The sequence below is a fragment of the Shinella sp. CPCC 101442 genome (assembly GCF_024704725.1).
In the GTDB taxonomy this organism is placed as follows: Bacteria; Pseudomonadota; Alphaproteobacteria; order Rhizobiales; family Rhizobiaceae; genus Shinella.
This window is the reverse complement of record NZ_JALIQS010000004.1, coordinates 384,540-408,073: the sequence shown is the minus strand read 5'-3', so window position 1 is coordinate 408,073 and position 23,534 is coordinate 384,540. Positions and strand designations below refer to the sequence as shown.

Below are 23,534 nucleotides of genomic sequence, written 5' to 3'. Positions count from 1 at the left end.
ATTTAGTTTTTTCGTCCGAGACGCGTTTTCGGTCTTGATTTGCGCATACCAAAGCGACTAGCTAGCGGCATCGTCCAAAGCCAGGGAAGACGCCGATGAACGCGCTTGTCGAAAAGCTGAAATCCATCGTCCGCGACACCAACGCCACAGACATAAGGGCGGCCTTCGCGGCCGACCCCACGCGGTTCTCCCGCTACAGCACGACGCTCGACGACTTCCTGTTCGACTATTCCAAATGCGCGGTGAACGACGCCGTGCTCGACGGGCTGGAGGAACTTGCCAAGCAGGCCGGCGTCGAGAAGAAGCGCGACGCGATGTTTGCAGGCGACATCATCAACATCACCGAAGAGCGCGCCGTGCTGCACACCGCGCTGCGCAATCGTTCCAACACGCCGGTTCTCGTCGATGGCAAGGACGTCATGCCTGACGTCAACGCCGTGCTCGACGCCATGGGCGCCTTTGCCGACGGTATCCGCTCCGGCACGCTGAAGGGTGCCACCGGCAAGAAGATCACCGACGTCGTCAATATCGGCATCGGCGGCTCCGACCTCGGCCCGGTCATGGCGACACTGGCGCTTGCACCCTTCCACGACGGCCCGCGCCTGCACTTCGTCTCCAATATCGACGGCGCGCATATCGCCGATACGCTGAAGCTGCTCGAAGCCGAGACGACGCTGTTCATCGTCGCGTCGAAAACCTTCACCACCATCGAGACGATGACCAATGCCGCCACCGCGCGCGCGTTCATCGCCGGCAAGCTGGGCGACGCCGCCGTCGGCAGCCATTTCTGCGCAGTCTCCACCGCACTCGACAGGGTCTCGGCCTTCGGCATCGGCGCAGAGCGCGTCTTCGGCTTCTGGGACTGGGTCGGCGGGCGTTACTCGATCTGGTCGGCCATCGGCCTGCCGCTGATGATCGCCATCGGCAAGGAGAACTTTGCCGAATTCCTCGCCGGCGGCCATGCCATCGACAATCATTTCCGCACCGCGCCGATCCGGGAAAACATTCCTGTTCTGCTTGGCCTCATCGGCTACTATCACCGCAACGTGCTGAACTACCCGTCGCGCGCCATCCTGCCCTATGACCAGCGGCTGTCACGCTTCCCGGCCTATCTTCAGCAGCTCGACATGGAATCGAACGGCAAGTCCGTGACGTTGGATTCCAAGCCGGTCGAGGGCAAGACCGGCCCGGTCGTCTGGGGCGAGCCCGGCACCAACGGCCAGCACGCCTTCTATCAGCTCATCCACCAGGGTACGTCGATCATTCCGGCCGAATTCCTGATCGCGGCGAACGGCCACGAAAAGACCCTGCGCCACCAGCACCAGCTTTTGATCGCCAATTGCCTGGCGCAGTCGGAAGCCCTCATGAAGGGCCGCTCGCTCGAGGAAGCCAAGGCGCAGCTGACCTCCAAGGGCATGGACGAGGCGAAGGCCGACAGGATCGCACCGCACCGGGTCTTCGCCGGCAACCGCCCGTCAATCACGATGGTGCATGACAGCCTGACGCCCTTTGCGCTTGGCCGCCTGATCGCGCTCTATGAGCACCGCGTCTTCGTCGAAGGCGCGCTGTTCAACATCAACTCCTTCGACCAGTGGGGCGTGGAGCTCGGCAAGGAGCTGGCGACGGGCCTGCTGCCGGTCGTAGAGGGCAAGGAGAGCGCCGAAGGCCACGATTCCTCGACGGCCGGCCTCGTTGCCGCGCTGCTCAAGGCTGCAAACTGATCAGCGAAGGCTGAGACGGCGTGCCGCGAAAGCATCGCGCGGCACGCGGGTCAGGTTCCCCAGAAACTCCAGCGCGCAGGCGCGCCAGCTATAGGTCGCCGCGCGGCCAAGCGCGATATCCCTGGGGATGTCGAGCGCGGCAAGTGCAGCCTCGCGCAGGTCTTCCGAGAGTGCGCCGGCCTCGCCCAGCACATCGCGCGGCGCCGTAACAGGGAAGGCGGCGACGGGAACGCCGCTGGCCAGAGCTTCCAGCATCACATTGCCGAACGTATCGGTGCGGCTCGGAAAGACGAAGACGTCGGCGGAAGCGTAGATCGAAGCCAGATCCTCGCCGGTCTTGCGGCCGAGGAAATGCACATCGGGATAACGCTGCCGCAACATGGCCAGATCCGGTCCGTCGCCGACGACGACCTTGCTGCCCGGCAGATCAAGCGCGAGGAAGGCCGGCAGGTTCTTTTCCACCGCCACGCGCCCGACATTGAGGAAGATCGGCCGCGGCAGGCCGAGATCACGACGTTTGGCGGGATCGAACTGGTTGGTATCAACCCCGCGCGACCAGCGCTTGATACGGTTGAAACCCCGTGCCGCCATTTCCGCACCCAGCGATTTCGTCGCCACCATCATGCCTTCGCCGGCATTGTGGAAGCGGCGCAGCCACCAGTAGCTCCAGCTTTCCGGGATCGGCAGGCGCGCGCTGATGAACTCGGGAAACCGCGTGTGATAGGCCGTGGTGAAGGGCAGCCGTCGCTGCAGACAGGCGCGCCGCGCCGCCATGCCGAGCGGCCCCTCGGTGGCAATGTGGATGTAGTCGGGTGCGATCGCCTCGATCTCCGCCAGAACCTGACGCTTCGACGTGATCGCGAGGCGGATCTCCGAGTAGGAGGGCAGCGGCACCGTCGCGAACTTTTCCGGCGTCAGGAACAAGACCTCGATCCCCTCCTCCGCCATCGAGCGGGCAAGCTCTTCCAGCGTATGCACGACGCCGTTCAACTGCGGGCGCCAGGCATCGGTGACGACGAGAATGGTCGGGGCCTGCCCGTCATGACGGGCCGAAGCGAGCGAATCTGGTGCGGCGTGATCGAGCATGGCCCCTTTGACCATGCGGCGATGACAGACGAATGAACGTCGAGCCGCCTACGCGAGCCCGATTTCCTTCGCCCAGGGCGGGTTAGCACCGGCGCGGGAAACCGTGACGGCGGCAGCCTTGGCGCCGAGCGCCAGAACCTTGGCGATCTGGTCTTCGGTGAGCTTGCCGACCTGCTGCTTGGTGAGCAGGTTCTGCATCTTCAGCGACGCCAGCACGCCGGCATCGAACGTATCGCCGGCACCGACCGTATCGACGACGGTGACGCGCTCGCTCGGCACCGTGACCTTGTGCTCCGCCGTATAGCCCACCGCTCCTTCGGCACCGCGCGTCACGACGACAAGCTTCGCGCCATGATGCAGCCAGTGGCGGGCGAGCGCATCCTCGTCCCCCTCAAGGCCGAACCAGGCGAGGTCCTCATCGGAGAACTTGACGATGTCAGCCATCGCAGCCATGCGGCGGATGCGGCTCATATGGGCATCCTTGTCCTTGATGAAGCCGGGGCGGATGTTCGGGTCGAGCGAGATGACGCGCTTGTCGTGCTCGCGCTTCAGAAGCGCCTCGTAGGTGGACCCGCAGGGTTCCGGGATGAGGCTGATGGCGCCGAAATGCAGCGCCTCGCAATCGTCACCGAGAGCCGGGAGTTCGGCCTCGGTGATCATGCGGCCGGCGGTGCCCTCGTCGTAGAAGGCATAGGTGGCGTGGCCGTCGACGAGCTTGACGAAGGCGACGGTGGTCGGGCGCGACAGGGTTGCGCAATAGCTGTAGTCGACGCCGCTTTCGCCGAGCGTCTTGCGCAGGATGTCGCCCATCATGTCGTCTGAAAGACCGGTGAAGAAACCGGTGGGAACGCCGAGGCGGCCGAGCGCGATCGCCGTGTTGAAGATCGCCCCGCCGGCATAGGGCGCATAGGCGTCCTCGCCGAGCGTCGTCGTCCGCGGCAGCATGTCGATCAGCGCTTCACCACAACACAGGATCATCAGCATTCCTCCAACCGATTTTCAATCGATTTAAACGATCTCGCGGAAAAGTGCCAGCGCCATTTACGACGTCGGCAATTCCGCCACGCCGCCATGGGCGGCCGACCAGACGAGCGGCGCATCGAAGAAGGCTTCGACGGAGGCGAACGTCGCATCGTCGAACAGCTTTTCGGCGCGGGCGACGGCCAGCACATCGCGCCAGGTGGCGATGTGGTGCAGCTTGACGCCGCCATTGACGTAGCGGGCTTCGGCCTCCTTGAAGATGCCGTAGTAGAACAGCGACATGCCGTGATCGACGACGCCGCCCGCAGCGCGGATCGCGTCGATGAAGGTGAACATCGAGCCGCCGACGGTCACGAGATCCTCGATGACGAGCACGCGCGCGCCCTCGGGCATTACGCCCTCGATCTGCGCATTGCGGCCATGGCCCTTGGGCTTCTTGCGCACATAGATCATCGGCAGGCTGAGGCGATCAGCCAGAAGTGCCGCGAAGGGAATGCCCGCCGTCTCGCCGCCGGCAATCACGTCGATGCGCTCGAAGCCGACATTGCGGGTGAGCGTCGCGGCCGCGAAATCCATGATGGCCGAGCGGATGCGCGGATAGGAGAGCAGCTTGCGGCAATCCATGTAAACCGGAGAGGCCATGCCGGAAGCGAGCTTGTAGGGTTCCTCCGGGCGGAAATGCACCGCCTTGATCTCCCACAGCATGCGGGCCATCAGCTCCGCCATCACGTCTCGGTCCGGAAAGGAATTGGAAAACATCGACATCTCCCGCATGATTTTTATCATCGTGCGCATAGCAGCAAGAGCGGCGGCTTTCCAGCATTCCCACAACGAAAAACCCTCCCCGGAGGCAGGGAAGGGTTTCTGGAGGATCAGATTGTCTGCTGTCGGCTTATGCGCCGCGGCGGGCATCGACCGAGATGGAGCCCGGGCCGAAGGCGGCAAGCACCAGAAAGCCACCGGCGATCGTGATGTTCTTCCACATCATCAGGCCGTTGAAGACGGTCAGCAGGCCGTTTGCGCCTTCCGGGAAGTCCGGGTTGTTGATCGCGCCGCTATGGAAAACGAGGGCGGTGAAAACGCAGAAGAGAGCGAGAAGCCAGGCGGTGATCTTCGTCTGGAAGCCGACGAGGATGAAGAGGCCGGCGACGAGTTCGAAAATGCCCGCGAGATAGGCGAGCGCGGTGGCAGCCGGGAGGCCGGCATTGGAGATCATCCAGGCGGTGCCCGAGGGGTCGATGAGCTTGGGGAAGCCCGCGGTGATGAACATGAGGGAAAGAAGAATGCGTCCGACGAGGACGACGGCGTTCTGCGGCATGGGAAGCTCCTGAGGCTTGGGGCGTTTCGTTGGCAGAGAAATAACAGCTTTCCATCGTCAAACTAGTCGGGCAGTCAGGAGACAGATCGTTCGCATTTTGTGAACGATCTCCTGTTCCCGGCGGAACAGAAACCGGCTCGGCCCTGTGCGAAAAGGAGACACCACCCCGCCGCCTTCCCTCTTCCGGATACATCATGCGCCAATATCTTCTTGCCTTGGCCCTCGCCGCCGCATCGCTTGCCTTCACCGCACCCGGCCATGCCGGCACGGCCTATGCCGATGGCTACTACGGCCACTACCAGCAAAACTGCATCACCAAGCGCATGCGCATGGAAGACCACACGGGCAAAACCGTCACCAAACGCGTGCGCATCTGCCAATAGAACGGGACCGTCTCCGGCACACCGCTGTTTTCTGTTGCAAGCGCTCACCGGCTGGGCGAAGATTTCGCCCATGCGGCCCGTCTTCATTGTATCAGGGGCGGCCGGGGGAAACCGGATATGAACGAGATCAACAAGAGTGCCGCGTTCTGGCGTTCTTTTCCGATTTTCGAGGGCTTCAGCAAGGAAACGATCGGCGAGATCGCCTCCATCGCGTCCTGGCGCCGATGGCCGGCGGGAACGGTCATCTTCCAGCGCGGCGACGAGGGTACCTATCTCATCGTGCTCGTCACCGGCCGCATCAAACTGTCGCTGATCACCCCGCAGGGCAAGGAACTGTCGCTGCGCCAGCTGGAAGCCGGTTCCATCCTCGGTGAGATGGCGATCCTCGACGGTCAGCCGCGCTCGGCGGATGCGACCTCGGTAACGGCGACCGAGGGCTATGTCATCGCCAAGCGCGATTTCCTCGACGTCCTCACCCGCAATCCGACCGCCGCGCATGCGATCATCCACTATCTCTGCACCAAGCTGCGCGAGACGACCGAGCAGCTCGAAACGATTGCCCTCTACGATCTCGACGCCCGCGTCGCCCGCTTCTTCCTGGCGACGCTGCGCAACATCCATGGAGACGAGCTGCCCGAGAGCGCGAACCTCCAGCTGTCGCTAAGCCAGACCGAGATCGCCAGCATCGTCGGTGCGAGCCGGCCGAAGATCAACCGGTCGATCCTGGCGCTCGAAGAAGGCGGCGCCATCCGCCGCAACGACGGCATCATCCATTGCCATATCGGCCGGCTGCAAAACATCGCCGAGCCGGATGACGACTAACCAGCCGGCGGCCCGGAACGGGAGCAGCCGATCATGATCGCCAAGAAATACAGACCGTTTGCCGCCGGCCTTGCCGCGAGCCTTGCCGGCGCGCTTGCCCTGTTTTTCCTGGGCGAGACGGCGCTGGAACGCCAGCGCGAATTCTATTTCGACGCCCTCACCCAGACCATTCCCGCACCCGAAAGCGACGACATCGTCGTCGTCGATATCGACCGGAAGGCCTTCCAGAGCGTGCCGGACCGTGACTGGACACGCGTCCAGACCGCCGCATTGATCGACCGCCTCGCCGCCGCCAAACCAGCGGCCATCGCCTTCGATTTCGTCTTCAGCACCGATTGCGCGGCGGACGAACCGGCCAATGCGGCCCTTGCCGGTGCCATCGCCAAGGTGCCGACCGTGCTCGGTTTCCTCATCGGCGAGGCCTCCGACGGCGCGCCGCATCCCGTGCCGGCGCTCGCCCTGCAGAAACCCGTCTCGGTGCCCGATCTCTGGTTCATCGACGGCACGGAAAGCTCCTGCGCCTTCCTGCAGGACAAGGCGGTTTCGGCCTCGGCCTCCTTCCTCGTCGGCGACGAGGATGCAGTGGTGCGACGCGTGCAGGCCTATGCCATCGTCGGCAATGCCGCCTATCCGGCGCTCGGCGTCGAAGCCGCGCGGCTTGCGGCCGGCGCGCGCACGCCCGTTCTCGGCGGCAATCCCGTCTGGCTGCGCCACGATGCGCGCATCCTGCGGCTCGACGAGGACGGCAGCCTGCGCTTCGTGGCGAGCCGTGCCGCGACGATCGGCGTACGGACGTTTTCCGCCGCCGATGTCGTGGCCGGAAACGTCGCGCCGGAAAAAATCGCCGGCAAGGTCGTGCTGATCGGCAGCAGCCTGCCGAATCTCGGCGGGCTGCGCGCCAGCGCCTCCATGCCGCTCGAACCCTCCGTGCAAATCCATGCCGACGTCGCCAATGCCATATTGACCGACCATATCCCGATGCGCGATCCAGGCCTCCTGCCGGCCGAGGCGGGCTTCGCCTTCCTCATGGGTGCGGCGGCAGCGCTGGCGGCGACACGGCTGCGCCCGCTCTTTGCCGCGGTTGCAGGCGTAGCACTCGTCGGGCTCGTCTTCGGCGTCTCCGGCCTGCTCTACCTGCGCACGGCACTGCTGTCCGATGCGATCGGTGTCTCGCTGGTCGTCGCCACAGCCGCACTCGCTACCGGCCTTATGCAATTCACCCATATCCGCCGCGCGGAGGCGACGGCGCGCCAGCGCTTTGGGCAATACCTACCGCAATCGGTCGTCTCCCGTTACATCGACAATCCCGACATGGCCCGCGTGGCCGGTGAGGAACGGCAGGTGACGGCGCTCTTCACCGATATCGAGGGTTTTTCGACGCTCGCCCAGAAGATCGGACCGCACGATCTCGTCAAGCTGCTCGACATCTACTTTTCCGAGGTGAACGCGCTGGTCGCGCGCCATGGCGGCATGGTGGACAAGGTGGTGGGCGATGCCGTGCACGCGCTCTTCAACGCCCCCGACGATCTCGACCGCCATGTCGACAAGGCACTGACCTGCGCCGACGAGATCCGCTCGCTGACCGAAGAGATGCGCCGCCGCCCCGCATTCCTCGAAAAGGAATTCGGCCGCACGCGCATCGGTGTCGAGACGGGCATGGCGGTGCTGGGGGAAGTCGGTACCGGCGGGAAGCTCGACTATACCGCCCACGGCGACGCCGTGAACCTCGCCGCCCGCCTGCAGGATGCCAACAAGTTTCTGGGCACCCAGATCTGCATCGGCCCGCATGCGGCCAGCGAAACCAGCCGAACGCTCCGCGCCATCGGCAACCACGAAATCCGCGGGTTTGGAACGATGGACCTGTTTACGCTGGATTGACCCTACCGGATGCCGACGCTGGCATAGGCCTCGCGGATACGGGCCTCGCCCCATTTGACGACTTCGCCGGGTGCCGCGCCCGGTGCGTTGATCTCCACGCCCTCGCCGCCGGAAACCGACCTGGTCACGCCACCGCCGGTGACCTCGACGCGGCCGTGCTCGACGAAGACGGCGAAGGGAGCCTTCCGGCTCGGGCCGGCGAAGAATTTCGTGCCGCGCACCCCGATCATGCCGAAGGCCGTGCGCATGGTGAGGTCGATCTTCGCAAGTCCCTCCGGCCGGTCGAAGACCATCTGGCCGGTGCCGAGCTCGATCGTGCCGCCCTGCCCCGCGATAAAGGTATCGATCAAAAGCTCCGTCTCGCTGCCGAGAAGCAGGCTGGTATCGTCGCCCAGCGCGAGTTCGGCGAAGCTTTCCTTGCCCGTCTTCACGAAATCATGGTCCATCAGGCTCGCGCCGGCCTTCAGGCCCTCAAGAAGGTTCGCCTGCTTGCGGCTGACATCGCCGGTGATCTCCACGGCCTTGCCGATGATGGAATTGGCCTGCGTGGCGCGAAGGCCGATGCCTGTCAGCGCAAGCGCGCCGCCGGCGATGAGGAGCCTGCGACTGAGGAGGACCGGACGGAGAGCATCGAGCGTTCGCATGACACACCTTTCGCGGGGCACAAGCCCGCCGGGATGGATTGAACCAGGGCGCCGCGCCACATCCACCGTGCACACCGCCAGCAATGACTACCCTTATGCGCCGCGTCCCGCCATCCCTCTGTTCCCGCGGAAACAGCCGTTTTTCACCGATCATCTAAGGTGCCCCCATCAACGAAGGGAGACCGATCATGAACATGCGATCCAACATGCTGAAGACGGCTGGCCGCGCCCTTTTCTTCGCGGTCCTTCTGGCGGGTGCCGATGGCGCCAGCGCCAACACAATCGAAGCCCAGTGCGATGCCGCCGCCGGCAGCCGCTACGACACGGCGCGCAACACGGCCTTCGCGCCGGTGGCACTCGAGGACATCAAGATCGGCACGGCGCTGTCGGCCTGTCGCGAAGCCTATAATGCGGCCCGCAGCCCGCGCATGGCCTTCCAGCTGGCACGCGCCCTGGAACGCGCCGGCCAGGATCTCGATGCGATGAAGCTCTATGCCGAGGCCGCAGCGCTCGGCCATACGGTCGCCATGGTGAACTATGGCGCGATGCTCGGAAAACGCGGCGACCCGGCCGCCGAGTTCAGCCACTACAGGATGGCCGCCGAACGGGGCGACATGCTCGGCGCCTACAATCTCGCCGTCGCTTACCGCGATGGCATCGGCACCGAGGTGAACGGCGCGGAAGCCGCCCGCTGGTTCGACAAGGCGGCCGCCAGCGGCGACGAGACCGCAGCCTTCAATCTCGGCGTACTGCTCGACGACGGCAGTCTCGTCGCCGAAGACAATGCGCGTGCTGCCGCCTATTACAAACTTGCAGCCGAGCGCGGCAGCATCGATGCCATGATCAATCTCGGCCTCATGCTGGAATCGGGCGAAGGTGTCACCCAGGATGTCACCGCCGCTGCCGGCTATTTCGAGCAGGCGGCCAACAAGGGTGACAGTTTCGGCAAGCTGAAGATCGGCCTGATGCAGCAGAGTGGCACCGGCATCGTCAAGAACATCGAGCAGGCCGTGACCAGCCTCGTCGCCGCCTTCGAGATGCGCGACGTCGATCTCGAAGTCATCCTGCGCGACCAGCCGGAACAGCTCTCGGCCGATGCGCGCCGCGCCATCAAGCAGGTGCTTGCCGACCGGGATCTGATCGAGGACGCCGACACGGCGGAGATCGACCCGATCGCCCTTGGCGCCATCGAGAAGCATTACGCCGCCAAGTAACCCATGCGACCCGAAGCGGCAGGGCGCCGCTTCGGGTCGTTTTGCTTTAGCGGATTTCGCCAGCCTGGGGACCCCAGGTGTCGGTCATCGCAAAACCATCGGCCAGGGGATCGGTCGGGTCGAGCGCGATCTGGTGCAGGCCGAAGGTCCAGCCACGGCCGGTGATGGTGGGGATGATCGCCTTGCGGCCGGCGACGACCGTTTCGGCTTCCAGTCCCACTTCGAACTGCGACCCGATGATCGAGCGCGAGAGGAACGTGTCGCCGACCTTGACGAGGCCGCGGGCATGCAGCGTGGCGAGGTTTGCCGAATTGCCCGTGCCGCAGGGCGAGCGGTCGACGCGGCCCGGCCACATGGTGGTGGCGGTGCGCACCGTGCCGTCAGGATCGCGGTCGCGGAACATGACATAGGCGACGCCATTGATCTCGGGGATCTCCGGATGCACGACCTTCATCGATTTGTTGATGAGGTCCTTCAGCGCCATGCCGGCATCGACGAGCGCGCGGGCATTGGCCTTCTCGATCTTGGTGCCGATCTGGTCGACGTCCACAAGCGCATAGAAGATACCGCCATAGGAAATGTCGAAGCGCACGCGGCCCCAGTGCGGCGTATCGATCTCGACATCCAGTGCCTCGACGAAGGACGGCACCATCGTGAGCTTGACCTTCTCGCAGCGCCCGTCGCGGCAGGTCGCCGTCGCCTTGACGAGGCCGGCGGCGGTGTCGAGAACGACGACCGTTTCCGGTTCCTTCATCTCGACGATGCCGGATTCGAGCAGTGCCGTGGTGATGCAGATCGAGTTGGAGCCCGAGGAGGCGTGCGCCTGGTCGGCCTGCAGGATGATGAAGCCGGCGTCCGCCTCCGGGCGCTTGGCTGGCAGAAGCAGGTTCACCGAACCAGTCGCCGCTGCGCGTGGCTCCAGACACAGGAAACGTCGCAGACTGTCGTCGACCGTGTTGATGTAGTTAAGCTGCTCGGCGATCGTGTTGCCGGGGATCTTCGGCACGCCGCCGATCGCCACCTTGCCGATCTCACCCTCGCAATGAACGTCCAGCAGTTGGATCGTGCGCTTCCATCTCATGTCGTTATGCTCCGTTTGGTCAGCCCGCCGGCTGCTTTGCCCCTCTGATATATCAGATTGCTATCGCTTCCAACTGCTTTTCATGCGACAGGTTCGCACGTGACGAATGCACCAGGCGCGGCCTCCATCCTGCACCGGAAATCTTCCCTGAACGAGACCCTTTCATGACCAAATTCATTGTCTTTACCGACCTGCACATGGTGCCCGAAGGCACGAAGATCATCGGCCTCGATCCCTATCAGCGGCTGCTTGCCGGCATCGAGCACGTCAACCGCCACCATGCGGATGCGGACCGCGTCATCTTCACCGGCGACCTGACACACCGCGCCGACACGATGTCCTACGAGCGACTGCGCAATCTTCTCGCCAAACTCGTGCCGCCGGCCGCCATCACCATCGGCAATCACGATTATCGCGACCGCTTCCTCGAAACCTTTTCCCATGTCCAGCCGGACGAGAACGGCTTCGTACAGCAGGTGATCGATTTTCCCGATTGCCGGGTCGTGTTGCTCGATACGCTCTTTGCCCCGCCTTACGACTATCCGCTGAGCCATGCCGGCTATCTCTGCGAGACGCGCCTCGCCTGGCTCGACGGGACGCTTGCCGGGGCCAACGGCCTGCCCGTCCTCCTCTTCATGCATCACCCGCCGCACAAGACGGGTTTTACCGGCATGGACACGATCCGGCTTTCCAATGAGGACGCCTTCTACGATCTGGTGCTGAAGCACGGCAATGTCCGCCACATCTTCGCAGGCCATGTACACCGCACGATCGGCGGCTCGCATCGCGGTATCCCCTTCTCCATCTTCAAGAGCCCGGTTCACCAGCAGCCGATGCCGTTCGACGCGCCGAATGCCTCGCTCTCGGTGGACGAACCTGCCGCCTACGGCATCGTCGTGGTGACGGAGGAAGGCCTGCAGGTTCACCACGAGGACTACGAGATCGCCAGACGGGAATCGGAAATCGCCTGAGGCCGGCGGTTACCGCGCGTTACACATCGTGATGCTCCCGGGCCATTCTCTTGGAACCGAGCCGGGGGTGTCACGTTGTCTCCGCCGAAGGGGTGGGAAACCCAATCTTCGAAGGAGAAAGACATGCGTAAGATTCTCATGGCAGGTGCCGCTCTGGCCCTTATCGGCGTTTCCGTCGCCCAGGCCGACGATCGCGACAAGGAAGCCCTTGGCGGCACCGCACTGGGTGCCGCAGGTGCAACCGCAGGCGCCGTCGTCGGCGGTCCCGTGGGCGCGATTGTCGGCGGTGCCGTCGGCTTCATGATCGGCGCGGAAGCTGCCGTTCCCGACGATGCCCGTGTCTATGTGGTGGAAAACCCGACGCCGCCAGTCGTGCTGGACGGCCAGCTGACGGCCGATACCCGCTTCGACGACACCGTCACCCTGACGCCGATCCCCGAGCACCCTGACCTCGCCTATGTCTATATCGACAACCGTCCGGTCATCGTGCGCACCGACAGCCGCCAGGTGATCTATGCGCCGGCGGTCGAGACGACGGCCAGCATTTCGGGTGACATCCCCGAGGCGACCATCACCTATGTGGAACGCCATCCGCTCGAGCCCGTAGTGCTGGAGGGTCCGGTTCAGGCCGGCGCCGTGATCCCGGACACCGTACAGATCGTCGAGGTGCCGGAAAGCCCGAGCTACGGCTATATCTATGTCGATCAGCGCCCGGTGCTCGTCGACCGCGGCACACGCGAAGTGATCTGGGTCCGCTAAGCCGGGCACCAGCAAATGGAAAGGGCGGCTCTCTGCGAGCCGCCCTTTTTCATTGTCCCGTTGCCGTGACGGTGGTGTCCTCGACCGAGCGCCCAAGCCGGCGCCATTGATCGTCGTAGTTCTTGCGCGTGACAGGATCGAAGACGGCGATCGGCGTGGAGACGACGATGCTGGCCGCACTGCCGACCGTCTCGGCCGTGCCCAGCGCGACGGCGCCGAGCCGGTCGCCGAAACCGACCTCGGAATCCGTCACCGTCTGACCGTCGATCAGCCGGTTGCCGATGAGGCGCACGACCTCGGGGCTTTCGGCGAATTTTCCGTGATTGAGGCTGTCGCCGGATTTCAGCGCCGTGAGATCCAGCACCGTGATGCCCTGCTTTTCCAGCATGGAGCGGTAGGGCTCCTGCGAAGGATCGATCTGGCCGAGCCGATCGACGTTGCCGGAGATGCGGCGCGACAGCGTCAGTGCCCGGTCGTCCCGAGAAACGAACAGCGTGAATTGCGGCCGCTCGCTGCCGAGCGCGCGCAATTGCTGGCCGAAGACGTCGACGTCGAGATCGGGCGAGGCCAGGATGACCTGCTGGATCTTCTTCGGCACACGCCCGTCACGGATCGCCATCTGGCGCAAGGTTTCCACCGCCAGCCACGTGCCCATGGAATGGGCCATGATGGTGATTTCGCCGACCTTCGGCGAATCGACCGCCGCGCGCAAAAGCTCTTCCAGCGCGTCGCGCGAATAGTTGGTGCTTTCCTTGTCATAGGAATAATCGAAGATGCTGGCGCGCGAGGGCCAGGTGAAGATGATCGGCGCCGCATCCGTCTTGGAATCATGCACGATCTGCGCAAACCGGTAGACGGCATCCTCATAGCGGTTGTTGAAGCCATGCACGAAGATCAGCACGCGCCGGCTTTTCGGCAGGGTGCGATCGAGCCAGGCGCTGCCCGCCTTCGACTTGTCGATCGTCTTCACGCTGACGGTCGAGAAATCCTTCAGGGGATCGGCCGGAAGCTTCTTCGGCCACTGAACCTGGCCGATCTTGCGCTTGTCATCCGGCGGAATGGAGATGGTGATGTCGCGCAGCTGGAGGTCCGACCCGCGCTCGCCGGAAAACAGCACGCCCGGCTGCTGCGAGGGCGCGCGCGTGGTCGCGACCAGCAGATCGACGGTCGAAACACCAGGCGGCGTCTCACCGCTCGGCACCAGCACGCCCTCGGGCCTACCGGCGCAGCCCGCCAGCAGAAACACTCCGGCGACAATCACGCGACGCAATACGCGCGGCATTTCGCGGTTCATCATGTCCCGCTTCCTTCCGCTTTCCAATTCTCGCCGGTGCGGCGCACCGATGGCACCTGCTTAGCGGAGTGAGACGCGGTTTAGAAGACAGGCCGTACGATCGCGCCCATCGACGTCGCGATGCGTGGCATATCGGTCACGCCGCCCCTGAAGGCTGCGAACCCAGCGCGTCCGCGATGCGGGCGCGGCCGACACGGATGACGTTTTCCATGGCGCGGCGTGCACCCTCCTCGTCGCGGCGGCGGATTTCCTCGACGATGCGCATGTGGTTTGCCGCGACATCGCCGATCTTGATGCGGTCGGCCGCAGGCGAACTCAGCTTGAAGACACCGGCCAGCGCCGCCTCGATGAGGCTGCCGACGGTGCGCATGAAGGGGTTTCGCGCTGCATCCATGACGGCGATGTGGAAGCGCAGGTCCGCAACGGCCAGTGTTTCCGGTGTGTGCTCGGGATCTCCCATGGCAACGGCGAGCAGCATCATCTGGTTGATATCCGCTTCCGTCGCATGCCGCGCTGCCAGCGCGGCGGCATGGGGCTCGAAGCCGAGGCGGATTTCGCTGAGATGGATGAGGAAAGCATCATCCACGCCGACGGCGAAGTGCCAGGTCAGGATATCGCTGTCGAAGAGGTTCCACTGGTCCTTCGGCGTGACCCGCGTGCCGATGCGAGCGCGGGGCACGACAAGGCCCTTGGCGGCGAGCGTCTTCATCGCCTCGCGGATCACGGTGCGGGATACCGCGAACCGGGCCTCCATCTCCGCATCGCCCGGCAGCGTCGACCCCACCGGGAACTCACCCGCGACGATGGCCTTGCCGAGTTCGCCCACCACCTGCGAGTGGCTGGTGCGCGCCACCGCTCCATTCATCATGGTTTCGAGAAGACCTGTTTTCCGCACCGCTTTGCCCTCCGTCTAAAAACAGAGAGGACGAATGGGACGCCGCGTGCGCAAAAGATCAGGCATGCCGCCTCCGCCGGTCGGTGACGTGGATCAGCCCCTTCTGCAGCAGGATGAAAGAAAAGAGCAAAAGGCCGATCAGTATCTTCGTCCACCAGCTCGACAGCGAACCGTCGAAGGTGATGTAGGTCTGGATAAGGCCCTGGATGAGGATGCCAACCAGCGTGCCCGCGATGAAGCCGGAGCCGCCCGTCAGCAACGTACCGCCGATGACGACCGCGGCGATGGCATCGAGTTCCACACCCACCGTCGCCAGCGAGTAACCGGCCGAGGTGTAGAGCGAGAAGACGATACCCGAGAGGCCGGCGAGAAAACCGGAGAGGGCGTAGATCAGGATCGTCGTGCGCGCGATCGGCACGCCCATCAGCCGCGCCGTCGGCGCACCGCCGCCGAGCGCATAGACATTGGCGCCGAAGCGGGTGCGGTGAGCAATCAGGATGCCGAGCGCAAAGACCAGCAGCATCAGCCCACCGATCAGCGTGATGCGCCCGCCGCCGGGCAGCTTGTAATAGGCGCTCTTCAGGGTGGCATAGAACGGATGCTTGATCGGGATCGAATCGATGGACAGCACAAAAGCCATGCCGCGCGCCAGAAACATGCCGGCGAGCGTGACGATGAAGGGCGGCATTTCGAGATGGTGGATGATCGCCCCCATCAGCGCGCCGAAGGCCGTGGTGATGGCGAGCGCCAGCACGAAGGCGAGGAGCGGATGGATCGACGTCGCCTGCAGGAGCACAGCGAGGAAGACGCCGGTAAAGGCGATGACCGCACCGATCGAGAGGTCGATGCCCCCCGAGAGAATGACGAAGGTCATGCCGACGGCGGCGATGCCGAGAAAGGCGTTGTCGGTGAGCAGATTGCCGATCACCCGCGTCGACAGCATGTTCGGGTACTGCGCGATGCAGACGGCGTAAGCGATCAGGAAGATCGCGATCGTCGCGATGAGCGGAAGGTAACGCGGGTTCATTTCGCCTCCTGCTCCGTCTTCTTTTCCGATGCCCCGGCACGGGAGAGGAAGACGAAGGCCGACTGCGCACGCGGCGACTGGATGACGAGGATCAGAACGATGATCGCCGCCTTGATGATGAGGTTGAATTCCGGCGGGAAGCCCGAGAGCAGGATGCCCGTATTGACCGACTGGATGATCAGCGCACCGATGAGCGAGGCGGCGATCGAGAACCGCCCGCCGAGCAGCGACGTGCCGCCGACGACGACCGCGAGGATCGCGTCGAGCTCCAGCCAGAGGCCGGCATTGTTGGCATCCGCCCCACGGATATCGGCGGCGGCGATGATGCCGGCAAGGGCGGCGCAGAGGCCTGACAGCACATAGGCCGCGATCAGGAGCACGCCCGTCGAGACGCCCGAGAGCATGGAGGCGCGGCGGTTGACGCCGAGCGCCTCGATCAGCATGCCGAGTGCGGTTCGCCGCACGAGCAATGCCACGAGTATCCCGAAAGCCAGCCAGACGACGACGGGCATGGGCAGGCCGAACAACGAGCCGCTGCCGATGAAGATCAACCCGGCATCGTTGAAGGTGAGGATCGCGCCCTCGGTGATCAGCTGCGCGATGCCGCGTCCGGCAACCATCAGCACCAGCGTGGCGATGATCGGCTGGATATCGAGCACGGCGACAAGGATGCCGTTCCACAGACCGCACAGGATGCCCGTGCCGAGCGTGATCAAAAGTGTCATGGCGAGCGAGTGGCCCGAGGTGATCGCGGCCGCTGCCACCGCCCCGCAGATCGCCATGACGGCGCCGACGGAGAGGTCGATGCCCTTGGTGGCGATGACGACCGTCATGCCGATCGCAAGCAGCGCCACGGGCGCGCCACGGTTCAGGATATCGATCATGCTGCCGTAAAGCCGGCCATTCTGCATTTCGAGCCGGAAGAAGCCCGGAAAGGCGATCGAGACCATCAGCAGGATGACCGCAAGCGCCGCCACTTGGGGAAAGAGCCTGATGGCATAGGCTTTCAACGTCGGGCTCATGCGTCCGTCCTCGCGGCCGAGGCGGCAATCGCCTCGACGATACCATCCGTCGTCACCTGGTGCCCTACGAGTTCGGCGACATGCGCCCGGTCGCGCAGCACGATGACGCGGCTCGAATAGGCGACGAGTTCTTCCAGTTCGGACGAGATCACGATCAGCGACATGCCTTTCTCGCACAAGGATTCGATGAGACGGATGATTTCCGCATGCGCCCCCACATCGATGCCGCGCGTCGGCTCGTCGAGGATGAGGAAATCCGGATTGGTGGCGAGCCAGCGGGCAAGGATCGCCTTCTGCTGGTTGCCGCCGGAGAGCAGCTTGATCGGCTTCTCGCGGTCGCTGGTGCGGATATCGAGCGCCTTGATGTAGTCGTCGGCCAGCCGGTCCTGCTCGCCGCGGCTGATCGGCCGCGCCCAGCCACGCCTAGCCTGCAAGGCGAGCGCGATGTTCTCGCGCACCGAGAGGTCGCCGATGATGCCGTCGATCTTGCGGTCCTCCGGGCAGAAGCCGAATTTTTCGCGGATGGCTGATCGCGGCGAGGAAAGATCGAGCGCGCGGCCATCGGCCTCCACTGTCCCACTATCGGCCCGCTCGGCACCGAACATGATCTCCGCCGTCTCCGTGCGCCCCGAGCCGAGCAGGCCGGCAATGCCGACCACCTCGCCCTTGCGCACATCGAGGTCGAACGGGTGGATATGTCCCTTGCGGCCGAAATTGCGGAAGCGGAAGCGAACGTCGCCGCCCTCGCTCTTCGTGCCATGTTCCGCCGCCACTTCCTGCACCAGCTCGCGGCCGAGCATCATGGCGATGAGGTCGCGGCGCGGCAGGTCCCTCGTTGCGCGTGTGCCGACGAGCTTTCCGTTGCGCAGCACGGTGATGCGGTCGGAGATGTCGTAGACCTGCTCGAGGAAATGGGTGATGAAGACGATGCCGAGACCGCGCTCCTTCAGGCGGCGCACGATGCGGAACAGCATCGCCACCTCATGCGCATCGAGGCTGGCCGTCGGCTCGTCGAGGATCAGAACCTTGCCGGAGAGATCGACGGCGCGCGCAATGGCGATGACCTGCTGCACCGCGACCGAATAGGTGGCAAGCCCGGCGGTGACGTCTATATCGAGATCGTATTGGGCCAGCAGCGCTTTCGCGCGCCGGTTCATTTCGCGGCTGTCGATGAAACCGAAGCGCTTCGGCTGGCGGCCGAGAAAGAGGTTTTCAGCGACCGTCAGGTTCGGCAGGAGGTTGACCTCCTGGTAGACCGTGCCGATGCCGAGATTCTGGGCTTCCAGCGTGCTCTGCGGATCGACATCCGCGCCATCGAGCTGGATGCGCCCGCCATCGCGGCGATAGGCGCCGGTCAGGCATTTGACGAGCGTCGATTTTCCCGCACCGTTTTCGCCGAGCAGCGCATGCACCTCGCCTTTGTGAAGCGAAAAATCGACGCGATCGAGCGCCTTGGCGCCCGGGAAGATCTTGTCGATCGCCGTCGCCGTAAGAATGGAGGTACTGGCCTGCATGATCCCACCCGTGTGACGTCTGTCGCCCGCCGCCCCAAGGGGAGGCGACAGGCGAGCCGGCAGTCCCGGCAAGATGCCGAGGCGGCCGAATGCAAGGGGCAGATGCCCCGCGTCAAGTTAGGAGCCGGACGCGGGGCCCTGGAAGGAGATCAGTAGCCGAGGCCCTTCTTCTCCTCGTAGACCTTCGCCGGATCGTCAGCCTGGGTATAGAGCTTCGATTCCGTCTGGATCCACTTCGGCGGCTCCTTGCCGTCCTTGAGGAACGCATCGAGCGCGTCGAGCGCGGGACCGGCCATGTTGGGCGTCAATTCCACGGTGGCGTTCGCTTCGCCGGCGGCCATGGCCTGGAAGATATCCGGAACGGCGTCGATGGAGACGACGAGGATATCCGTTCCGGGCTTCAGGCCGGCTTCCTTGATCGCCTGGATGGCGCCGACGGCCATGTCGTCGTTATGGGCGTAGAGCGCGCAGATGTTCTTGCCGCCGTCTTCCGCCTTCAGGAAGCTTTCCATGACTTCCTTGCCCTTGGTGCGGGTGAAGTCGCCGGTCTGGCTGCGGATGATCTTCAGGTTGTCCTTGCCGGCCAGAGCCTCTTCAAAACCCTTCTTGCGGTCGATTGCAGGCGACGAACCCGTCGTGCCCTGCAATTCGACGACGTTGCACGGCTTGCCGGCAACGGTATCGACCAGCCACTTGCCGGCGACATTGCCTTCATGGACGAGGTCGGAGGTCACGGCGGTGAGATAGAGGTCCTTCGATGCATCGACCGTACGGTCGAGCAGGATGACCGGGATTTCCGCGTCCTTGGCCTCCTGCAGCACTTCATCCCAGCCCGTGGCGACGACGGGGGCGATGAGGATGGCATCGACGTCCTGCGCGATGAACGAGCGCAGCGCCTTGATCTGGTTCTCCTGCTTCTGCTGGGCGTCGGCGAATTTCAGGTCGATGCCGCGCTTTTCAGCCTGCTGCTTGGTGAGCGTGGTTTCGGCAGCGCGCCAGCCGGATTCCGAACCGATCTGCGAAAAGCCGATCGTCAGGTCGGCGGCGGATGCGGCGCTGAACATCGAGGCAGCAAGGATCGTGGCACTTGCGAGTGCGATTTTGAATTTCATGATGTCCTCCCAAAGAAAGCTGCTCCTCAGCAGCTGTGGTAAAACATCATATTGTATTACTATTGTAAACGGCCAAAAGTTGCCGAATGCGATTTTTTTGATCGCGTCGCGGGAACATCGATTTCAACTCGGAGGGAGAAACACAAAAAGCGCCGAAACGGCGCAGGAAGGATCCGCTCGGGCGGAGCGCAACCAACAAAATTGTTCAGGAAGAGACATGGCGCGCCGGACAGGATGAAACCGGTCACTGCTATGTTATTGCCGGGCCTTTATGATTTCCACGGCGGCCGTCGGCACTGGCGCCGTTTGCGTGATGGGCGCTGGTCTAGCCATCCAGCTACCGCCAGGTGCCATATTCCCCGACCTTTTCAGGCCCGCCCATTCTTTCGCCGATGACGATGGAAATGCTCATCCGTTCTGGCGGAAGATCCATTCCCGGATGGGCTCGATCGTGTAGGCGATGCGCCAGGTGTTCCTGTGCCCGCTGGCCCCCGCCGTGGACTCGCCTTCGGGAATGACCGTCCCCGGAGCGAGGGTGACGTAGTTGATGGGGCTGTCCTGCGCATCGATTGCCTCGAAGGCGGTGCGGAATTCCGCCACCGTCCAGGTCCCATCCCACACGGCGCGGCTGATCTTCGCGCCACCCTTTTCGAGCACTTCGGTGATCGCGTTCTCGCCAGGATAGGCTTTGGCGTCGTCCTGTGAGACCAATATCCAGAGCTTCTTCTTCGCCAACGGCTCCACCAGAGCCGGTTCCCATTGGCCGGCGACGAGGAAGGAAGCCGCGAAAAAGTCGGGATATTTGATGTTCATGGCGATCGACATCATGCAGCCGCCCGACTGGCCGGTCGCATAGAGCCGGTTCGTATCGATGCTGTATTGCCCGGCCAGCGCCTTGATCAGATTGATCGTGGCGTCCAGCGCGTCCGATGTCTTCGAATCGTCGTCGGCGATGATTTCGGCATATTGCGGAGCCAGCACGAAGGCCGGCCGCTTCGCCTGATCCTCGGGGCTCGCCCACGAGATCGCTCCGAGCCCCTGAAACAGGGTGGTGCGCGTCACGTCGCTGGTCGCGCCCGCGTCATGCATGAACAGCACGAGCGGATAGGATCTGCCCGCATCATAGTCCTTCGGGACGAATAGGTTGTAGCGCAGCAGTTTGCCCGTCTGCGGATCGTTGAACTCGAGCTGCCGGAAATCGTCGACGATCAGGTTCTTGACCTTCGTCGTCTTGAGGCCGCTATCGCCGGCCTCGACCGTGCGGCCATCGGCCAGCATGACGGGGCCGAGCTGCAAGACCGTCGCCGAGGCCGAAGGGTAGGTCGTATCATAGGCCGGGATGTCGCCTGCGTGACCTGGGCCGCCGCCGGGTCCACCGGGCCCGCCCTGCTGCTGGACCTTCAAGGCCAATATGGCGTTCTCGTCCTCGGGCGAGAGGGCGACGATGACGAAGGGGCCCTCTGCGGCCCGGTCGGCCGGATCGGCGGTGCTACTGGGAAAGACGCCGGTGACGGTCCGCCCCTCGACCGCGAAACTGTCGGCGGAGAGAGACGCGCCATCGACCGGGGCGTCGTATTCGACCGCGACGGCCGTCAATTTGGCACCTTCGCCGAAGACCTGCGTCACCGCGGTAGCGGCTTTCACCCGTCCTTCGCTGTTCTGTGCCAGCGCCGGGGCGCCGACGGCAAGCAGTGTCCCGGCGCCCGCGCTCATGATGAGAAAATTCCTGCGGGAGTGCATTGCGTCGTTCTCCTTCGATCCCCGGTCTGTGTCCGATGTCGATGGCGGCAGCCGTGGTAGATTTGCGCAAATCCCGAAGTCTTCAAAAAATTCCGTATCCAGAAGTGACGGAAACAGCGGTGGGTGCAGTCGAGGAGGTTTCCTCGCGACGCAGCGCCAGCCTAGGACCACGCGAATGGATCAATCCGCGACCAAGACCAGAGCAACCACGACATGATAATTTGGAAATGGCGCACCCGAAGAGATTCGAACTCCTGACCCCCAGATTCGTAGTCTGGTGCTCTATCCAGCTGAGCTACGGGTGCGCTGACAGCGGGGTGTTTGGTGCCCGTCTGTGAGGCGGTTCACTAAAGGGTACTCCGGGTTATTGCAAGCGTCTTTCTCAGAAAAAATGCACTTTTTTCATCGAGCCGTCACATCCGGCCGGCAACAGCCTGACAAATCAGGCGCGGCGGCGGAAGGCGTCGAGGGGGACGGGCCGATCCGGCAGCTCGATGCGGAAGAGTGTGCCGGGGGTTGCCTTTTCCACCAGCGCGATGGTTCCGCCATGGGCGAGCACCAGTTCGCGTGCAATGACAAGGCCAAGGCCCGTGCCGCCGGAGCGGGCAGAGCCGCGGAAGGCGGCGAAGAGATTTTCCCGCGCTTTCATCGGCATGCCGGGGCCGTTGTCGTCGATGGCGATCGAGACGACGGCGCCGGTGCGCAGCCCCGTCACCACCACGGCACGGCGCTCGACGCCCGCCCCCTGCGCCAGCGCCTCCACGGCGTTGCGGCAAAGGTTGTGAATGACGCGGAAAAGCTGCTCGCTGTCCGCATCGACCTGAAGGGCCGGTTCGATCTGCACCACGAAGTCGATATCGCCGCGCGCATCAAGCGCCAGCACCTCCGACACTTCCTGTACCAAAGGATGCAGCGCCACGAAGCGGCGACGCGGCTCCGGCTCGCGCATGCGGCCGTAGGAGAGCACCTCGTTGGTATAGCCTACCGCCCGGTCGATGCTGCGCAGGAGTTTCGGAGCAACACGCTTCACCACGGGATCGTCCACGTCGGACAGGCGGTCGGACATCAACTGCGCCGACGACAGGATATTGCGCATGTCGTGGTTGATCTTCGACACGGCGAGGCCGAGGTCGGCGAGGTTCTTCTGCTCCTTCAGCGTGCGCTGCAGCGTCTGCTGCATGGCGGCAAGGTGGATGCCGGCGACGGCGATCTCGTCGCGCCCGCCGGAAGGCGTGAGCACGCGAGCCGGATTGGAGGGGTCGGCGGTGAAGGCCTGGATGTTCTCCGTCATTCGCCGCACCGGGCGGATCAGCAGGCGGTTGAGCGCGAAGAAAATCGGGCTCGCCGTGGCGAGCGAAATGATCATGGAGAGGATGAAGACGTTGCGGGCATAGGTGAGCATGGCGCGGCGCAGTTTGTGCTCGTCGAGCAAAAGCTCGATGCGCGTGCTCGTCTCGCCGACCGGGCCGTAGACGCGGATGATGCGCTTGCCGCCGAAAAGCAGCGTCTCGAAGGCATCGTAGATCGCCGTGGGCAGCGACACGTCGGAAAGGTCGTATTGCGCATCGACGCTTGGCGGCATGTCGAGAGCGGCCACCATGCGGGAGGCATCCTGCCGCTTCAGCACGATCGCCTTGGCCCCGGTCGCCATCAACGTTTCCTGCTGCACGGAGCGCGGCAACTCCTGGTCCGGCAGGCCTTCGATGACGACGCTCGCCGCCGCCGCCGTATTCAACCGGTCACGCAGCCATTGCAGGCGCATGTTCGCGACGGAAGGCGCAAAAATCAGCACCTCCGCAACGAGAACGAAGACGGCGGTGAGCAGGAACAGCCGGCCCGACAGGCCGGACAGAAATCCGACCGCCGGCACCGGCGTCCCGGTCAAGGACGCAGACGCGTCTCTGTCCATCATGTCTCAACTCCCGGACGGCATAGGCACGGCAAACACCACAGGGCCGACGGAACGTCCTGCGCCGCCTGCCCTGCCAATGCGGTAATTATAAGAGATTGCGGCGATTTTTCCAACGCCGGTTCAAAATGCAAAACGCGGCGGTGTCGCCACCGCCGCGTTG

Annotated in this window: 21 protein-coding genes and 1 tRNA gene; 7 read left to right on the top strand and 15 right to left on the bottom strand. The window is 64.1% G+C overall.

Annotated features, from left to right (window positions below):
* The first annotated feature begins 95 nt into the window (after nt 1-95).
* Nucleotides 96-1,721, top strand: a complete 1,626-nt coding sequence (pgi, locus tag MUO32_RS17400; protein ID WP_257949650.1) for a glucose-6-phosphate isomerase — start codon at nt 96-98, stop codon at nt 1,719-1,721.
* Here the strand turns inward: pgi and MUO32_RS17395 are convergent, their stop codons facing one another.
* The 4 genes from MUO32_RS17395 to MUO32_RS17380 all read right to left on the bottom strand — a co-directional run bounded on the left by MUO32_RS17395 (nt 1,722) and on the right by MUO32_RS17380 (nt 5,106).
* Nucleotides 1,722-2,807: a glycosyltransferase family 1 protein gene (locus MUO32_RS17395; protein ID WP_257949649.1), complete on the bottom strand. Its 1,086-nt coding sequence runs from the start codon at nt 2,805-2,807 to the stop codon at nt 1,722-1,724.
* 48 nt (nt 2,808-2,855) lie between these two features.
* Nucleotides 2,856-3,785, bottom strand: coding sequence for a carbohydrate kinase (locus tag MUO32_RS17390; protein WP_257949965.1), 930 nt, complete (start codon nt 3,783-3,785; stop codon nt 2,856-2,858).
* A gap of 63 nt (nt 3,786-3,848) precedes the next feature.
* Nucleotides 3,849-4,547, bottom strand: coding sequence for an orotate phosphoribosyltransferase (locus tag MUO32_RS17385; protein ID WP_257949648.1), 699 nt, complete (start codon nt 4,545-4,547; stop codon nt 3,849-3,851).
* 133 nt (nt 4,548-4,680) lie between these two features.
* Entirely contained in the window at nt 4,681-5,106 is a 426-nt protein-coding gene (locus MUO32_RS17380) for a DoxX family protein (RefSeq protein ID WP_308311305.1), read from the bottom strand.
* Nucleotides 5,107-5,300: 194 nt separating this feature from the next.
* On the opposite strand from MUO32_RS17380, the gene MUO32_RS17375 reads away from it, so the two are divergent.
* From MUO32_RS17375 to MUO32_RS17365, 3 genes are all read left to right on the top strand, one after another.
* Nucleotides 5,301-5,489: a hypothetical protein gene (locus tag MUO32_RS17375; protein ID WP_257949647.1), complete on the top strand. Its 189-nt coding sequence runs from the start codon at nt 5,301-5,303 to the stop codon at nt 5,487-5,489.
* A 117-nt stretch (nt 5,490-5,606) separates the two neighbouring features.
* On the top strand, nt 5,607-6,311 hold the full coding sequence (locus MUO32_RS17370; RefSeq protein ID WP_257949646.1) for a Crp/Fnr family transcriptional regulator: 705 nt from the start codon (nt 5,607-5,609) through the stop codon (nt 6,309-6,311).
* A gap of 36 nt (nt 6,312-6,347) precedes the next feature.
* The gene (locus MUO32_RS17365) at nt 6,348-8,189 is read left to right on the top strand and encodes a CHASE2 domain-containing protein (protein WP_374708684.1); all 1,842 of its coding nucleotides are present in this window, start codon (nt 6,348-6,350) and stop codon (nt 8,187-8,189) included.
* 2 nt (nt 8,190-8,191) lie between these two features.
* Here MUO32_RS17365 and MUO32_RS17360 read toward each other — a convergent pair whose 3' ends face one another.
* Entirely contained in the window at nt 8,192-8,833 is a 642-nt protein-coding gene (locus MUO32_RS17360; RefSeq protein ID WP_257949644.1) for a FecR family protein, read from the bottom strand.
* A 188-nt stretch (nt 8,834-9,021) separates the two neighbouring features.
* Here MUO32_RS17360 and MUO32_RS17355 point away from each other — a divergent pair, with 188 nt between their 5' ends.
* On the top strand, nt 9,022-10,047 hold the full coding sequence (locus MUO32_RS17355; protein ID WP_257949643.1) for a tetratricopeptide repeat protein: 1,026 nt from the start codon (nt 9,022-9,024) through the stop codon (nt 10,045-10,047).
* 46 nt (nt 10,048-10,093) lie between these two features.
* On the opposite strand, the gene MUO32_RS17350 is transcribed toward MUO32_RS17355, so the two are convergent.
* The gene (locus MUO32_RS17350; RefSeq protein WP_257949642.1) at nt 10,094-11,128 is read right to left on the bottom strand and encodes a proline racemase family protein; all 1,035 of its coding nucleotides are present in this window, start codon (nt 11,126-11,128) and stop codon (nt 10,094-10,096) included.
* A gap of 164 nt (nt 11,129-11,292) precedes the next feature.
* On the opposite strand from MUO32_RS17350, the gene MUO32_RS17345 reads away from it, so the two are divergent.
* On the top strand, nt 11,293-12,099 hold the full coding sequence (locus MUO32_RS17345; RefSeq protein ID WP_257949641.1) for a phosphodiesterase: 807 nt from the start codon (nt 11,293-11,295) through the stop codon (nt 12,097-12,099).
* 123 nt (nt 12,100-12,222) lie between these two features.
* Entirely contained in the window at nt 12,223-12,858 is a 636-nt protein-coding gene (locus MUO32_RS17340) for a DUF1236 domain-containing protein (RefSeq protein WP_257949640.1), read from the top strand.
* A gap of 49 nt (nt 12,859-12,907) precedes the next feature.
* Here MUO32_RS17340 and MUO32_RS17335 read toward each other — a convergent pair whose 3' ends face one another.
* The 9 genes from MUO32_RS17335 to MUO32_RS17295 form a co-directional block, all read right to left on the bottom strand.
* Entirely contained in the window at nt 12,908-14,155 is a 1,248-nt protein-coding gene (locus MUO32_RS17335; RefSeq protein ID WP_257949639.1) for an alpha/beta hydrolase, read from the bottom strand.
* Between the two features lie 133 nt (nt 14,156-14,288).
* A complete protein-coding gene (locus MUO32_RS17330) occupies nt 14,289-15,020 on the bottom strand; it encodes a FadR/GntR family transcriptional regulator (RefSeq protein ID WP_257949963.1) in 732 nt (243 codons plus the stop codon).
* 85 nt (nt 15,021-15,105) lie between these two features.
* A complete protein-coding gene (gene yjfF, locus MUO32_RS17325; RefSeq protein ID WP_257949638.1) occupies nt 15,106-16,074 on the bottom strand; it encodes a galactofuranose ABC transporter, permease protein YjfF in 969 nt (322 codons plus the stop codon).
* Nucleotides 16,071-17,096, bottom strand: a complete 1,026-nt coding sequence (locus MUO32_RS17320; RefSeq protein ID WP_257949637.1) for an ABC transporter permease — start codon at nt 17,094-17,096, stop codon at nt 16,071-16,073. Before MUO32_RS17320 ends, yjfF begins: the two co-directional genes overlap by 4 nt.
* Nucleotides 17,093-18,610, bottom strand: coding sequence for a galactofuranose ABC transporter, ATP-binding protein YtfR (gene ytfR, locus MUO32_RS17315; protein WP_257949636.1), 1,518 nt, complete (start codon nt 18,608-18,610; stop codon nt 17,093-17,095). The genes MUO32_RS17320 and ytfR overlap by 4 nt, the downstream gene beginning before the upstream one ends.
* 149 nt (nt 18,611-18,759) lie before the next feature.
* The gene (gene ytfQ / locus MUO32_RS17310; RefSeq protein WP_257949635.1) at nt 18,760-19,722 is read right to left on the bottom strand and encodes a galactofuranose ABC transporter, galactofuranose-binding protein YtfQ; all 963 of its coding nucleotides are present in this window, start codon (nt 19,720-19,722) and stop codon (nt 18,760-18,762) included.
* 408 nt (nt 19,723-20,130) lie between these two features.
* Nucleotides 20,131-21,435 (bottom strand): PHB depolymerase family esterase, encoded by a 1,305-nt coding sequence (locus MUO32_RS17305; RefSeq protein WP_257949634.1) that lies wholly within the window; start codon nt 21,433-21,435, stop codon nt 20,131-20,133.
* Nucleotides 21,436-21,690: 255 nt separating this feature from the next.
* Nucleotides 21,691-21,767: transfer RNA gene (locus MUO32_RS17300), tRNA-Arg, on the bottom strand.
* A gap of 137 nt (nt 21,768-21,904) precedes the next feature.
* A complete protein-coding gene (locus MUO32_RS17295) occupies nt 21,905-23,374 on the bottom strand; it encodes a sensor histidine kinase (protein WP_374708672.1) in 1,470 nt (489 codons plus the stop codon).
* Nucleotides 23,375-23,534: the final 160 nt, after the last annotated feature.

Coding starts and splice junctions, on each gene's coding strand:
- MUO32_RS17320 (WP_257949637.1), bottom strand. CDS start 17,096: ATGAGCCCGACGTTGAAAGCCTATGCCATCAGGCTCTTTCCCCAAGTG.
- MUO32_RS17385 (WP_257949648.1), bottom strand. CDS start 4,547: ATGTTTTCCAATTCCTTTCCGGACCGAGACGTGATGGCGGAGCTGATG.
- ytfQ (WP_257949635.1), bottom strand. CDS start 19,722: ATGAAATTCAAAATCGCACTCGCAAGTGCCACGATCCTTGCTGCCTCG.
- MUO32_RS17350 (WP_257949642.1), bottom strand. CDS start 11,128: ATGAGATGGAAGCGCACGATCCAACTGCTGGACGTTCATTGCGAGGGT.
- MUO32_RS17330 (WP_257949963.1), bottom strand. CDS start 15,020: ATGATGAATGGAGCGGTGGCGCGCACCAGCCACTCGCAGGTGGTGGGC.
- MUO32_RS17370 (WP_257949646.1), top strand. CDS start 5,607: ATGAACGAGATCAACAAGAGTGCCGCGTTCTGGCGTTCTTTTCCGATT.
- MUO32_RS17355 (WP_257949643.1), top strand. CDS start 9,022: ATGAACATGCGATCCAACATGCTGAAGACGGCTGGCCGCGCCCTTTTC.
- MUO32_RS17395 (WP_257949649.1), bottom strand. CDS start 2,807: ATGCTCGATCACGCCGCACCAGATTCGCTCGCTTCGGCCCGTCATGAC.
- MUO32_RS17360 (WP_257949644.1), bottom strand. CDS start 8,833: ATGCGAACGCTCGATGCTCTCCGTCCGGTCCTCCTCAGTCGCAGGCTC.
- MUO32_RS17380 (WP_308311305.1), bottom strand. CDS start 5,106: ATGCCGCAGAACGCCGTCGTCCTCGTCGGACGCATTCTTCTTTCCCTC.
- MUO32_RS17335 (WP_257949639.1), bottom strand. CDS start 14,155: ATGATGAACCGCGAAATGCCGCGCGTATTGCGTCGCGTGATTGTCGCC.
- yjfF (WP_257949638.1), bottom strand. CDS start 16,074: ATGAACCCGCGTTACCTTCCGCTCATCGCGACGATCGCGATCTTCCTG.
- MUO32_RS17305 (WP_257949634.1), bottom strand. CDS start 21,435: ATGAGCGCGGGCGCCGGGACACTGCTTGCCGTCGGCGCCCCGGCGCTG.
- pgi (WP_257949650.1), top strand. CDS start 96: ATGAACGCGCTTGTCGAAAAGCTGAAATCCATCGTCCGCGACACCAAC.
- MUO32_RS17375 (WP_257949647.1), top strand. CDS start 5,301: ATGCGCCAATATCTTCTTGCCTTGGCCCTCGCCGCCGCATCGCTTGCC.
- MUO32_RS17340 (WP_257949640.1), top strand. CDS start 12,223: ATGCGTAAGATTCTCATGGCAGGTGCCGCTCTGGCCCTTATCGGCGTT.
- MUO32_RS17295 (WP_374708672.1), bottom strand. CDS start 23,374: ATGATGGACAGAGACGCGTCTGCGTCCTTGACCGGGACGCCGGTGCCG.
- MUO32_RS17390 (WP_257949965.1), bottom strand. CDS start 3,785: ATGATCCTGTGTTGTGGTGAAGCGCTGATCGACATGCTGCCGCGGACG.
- ytfR (WP_257949636.1), bottom strand. CDS start 18,610: ATGCAGGCCAGTACCTCCATTCTTACGGCGACGGCGATCGACAAGATC.
- MUO32_RS17345 (WP_257949641.1), top strand. CDS start 11,293: ATGACCAAATTCATTGTCTTTACCGACCTGCACATGGTGCCCGAAGGC.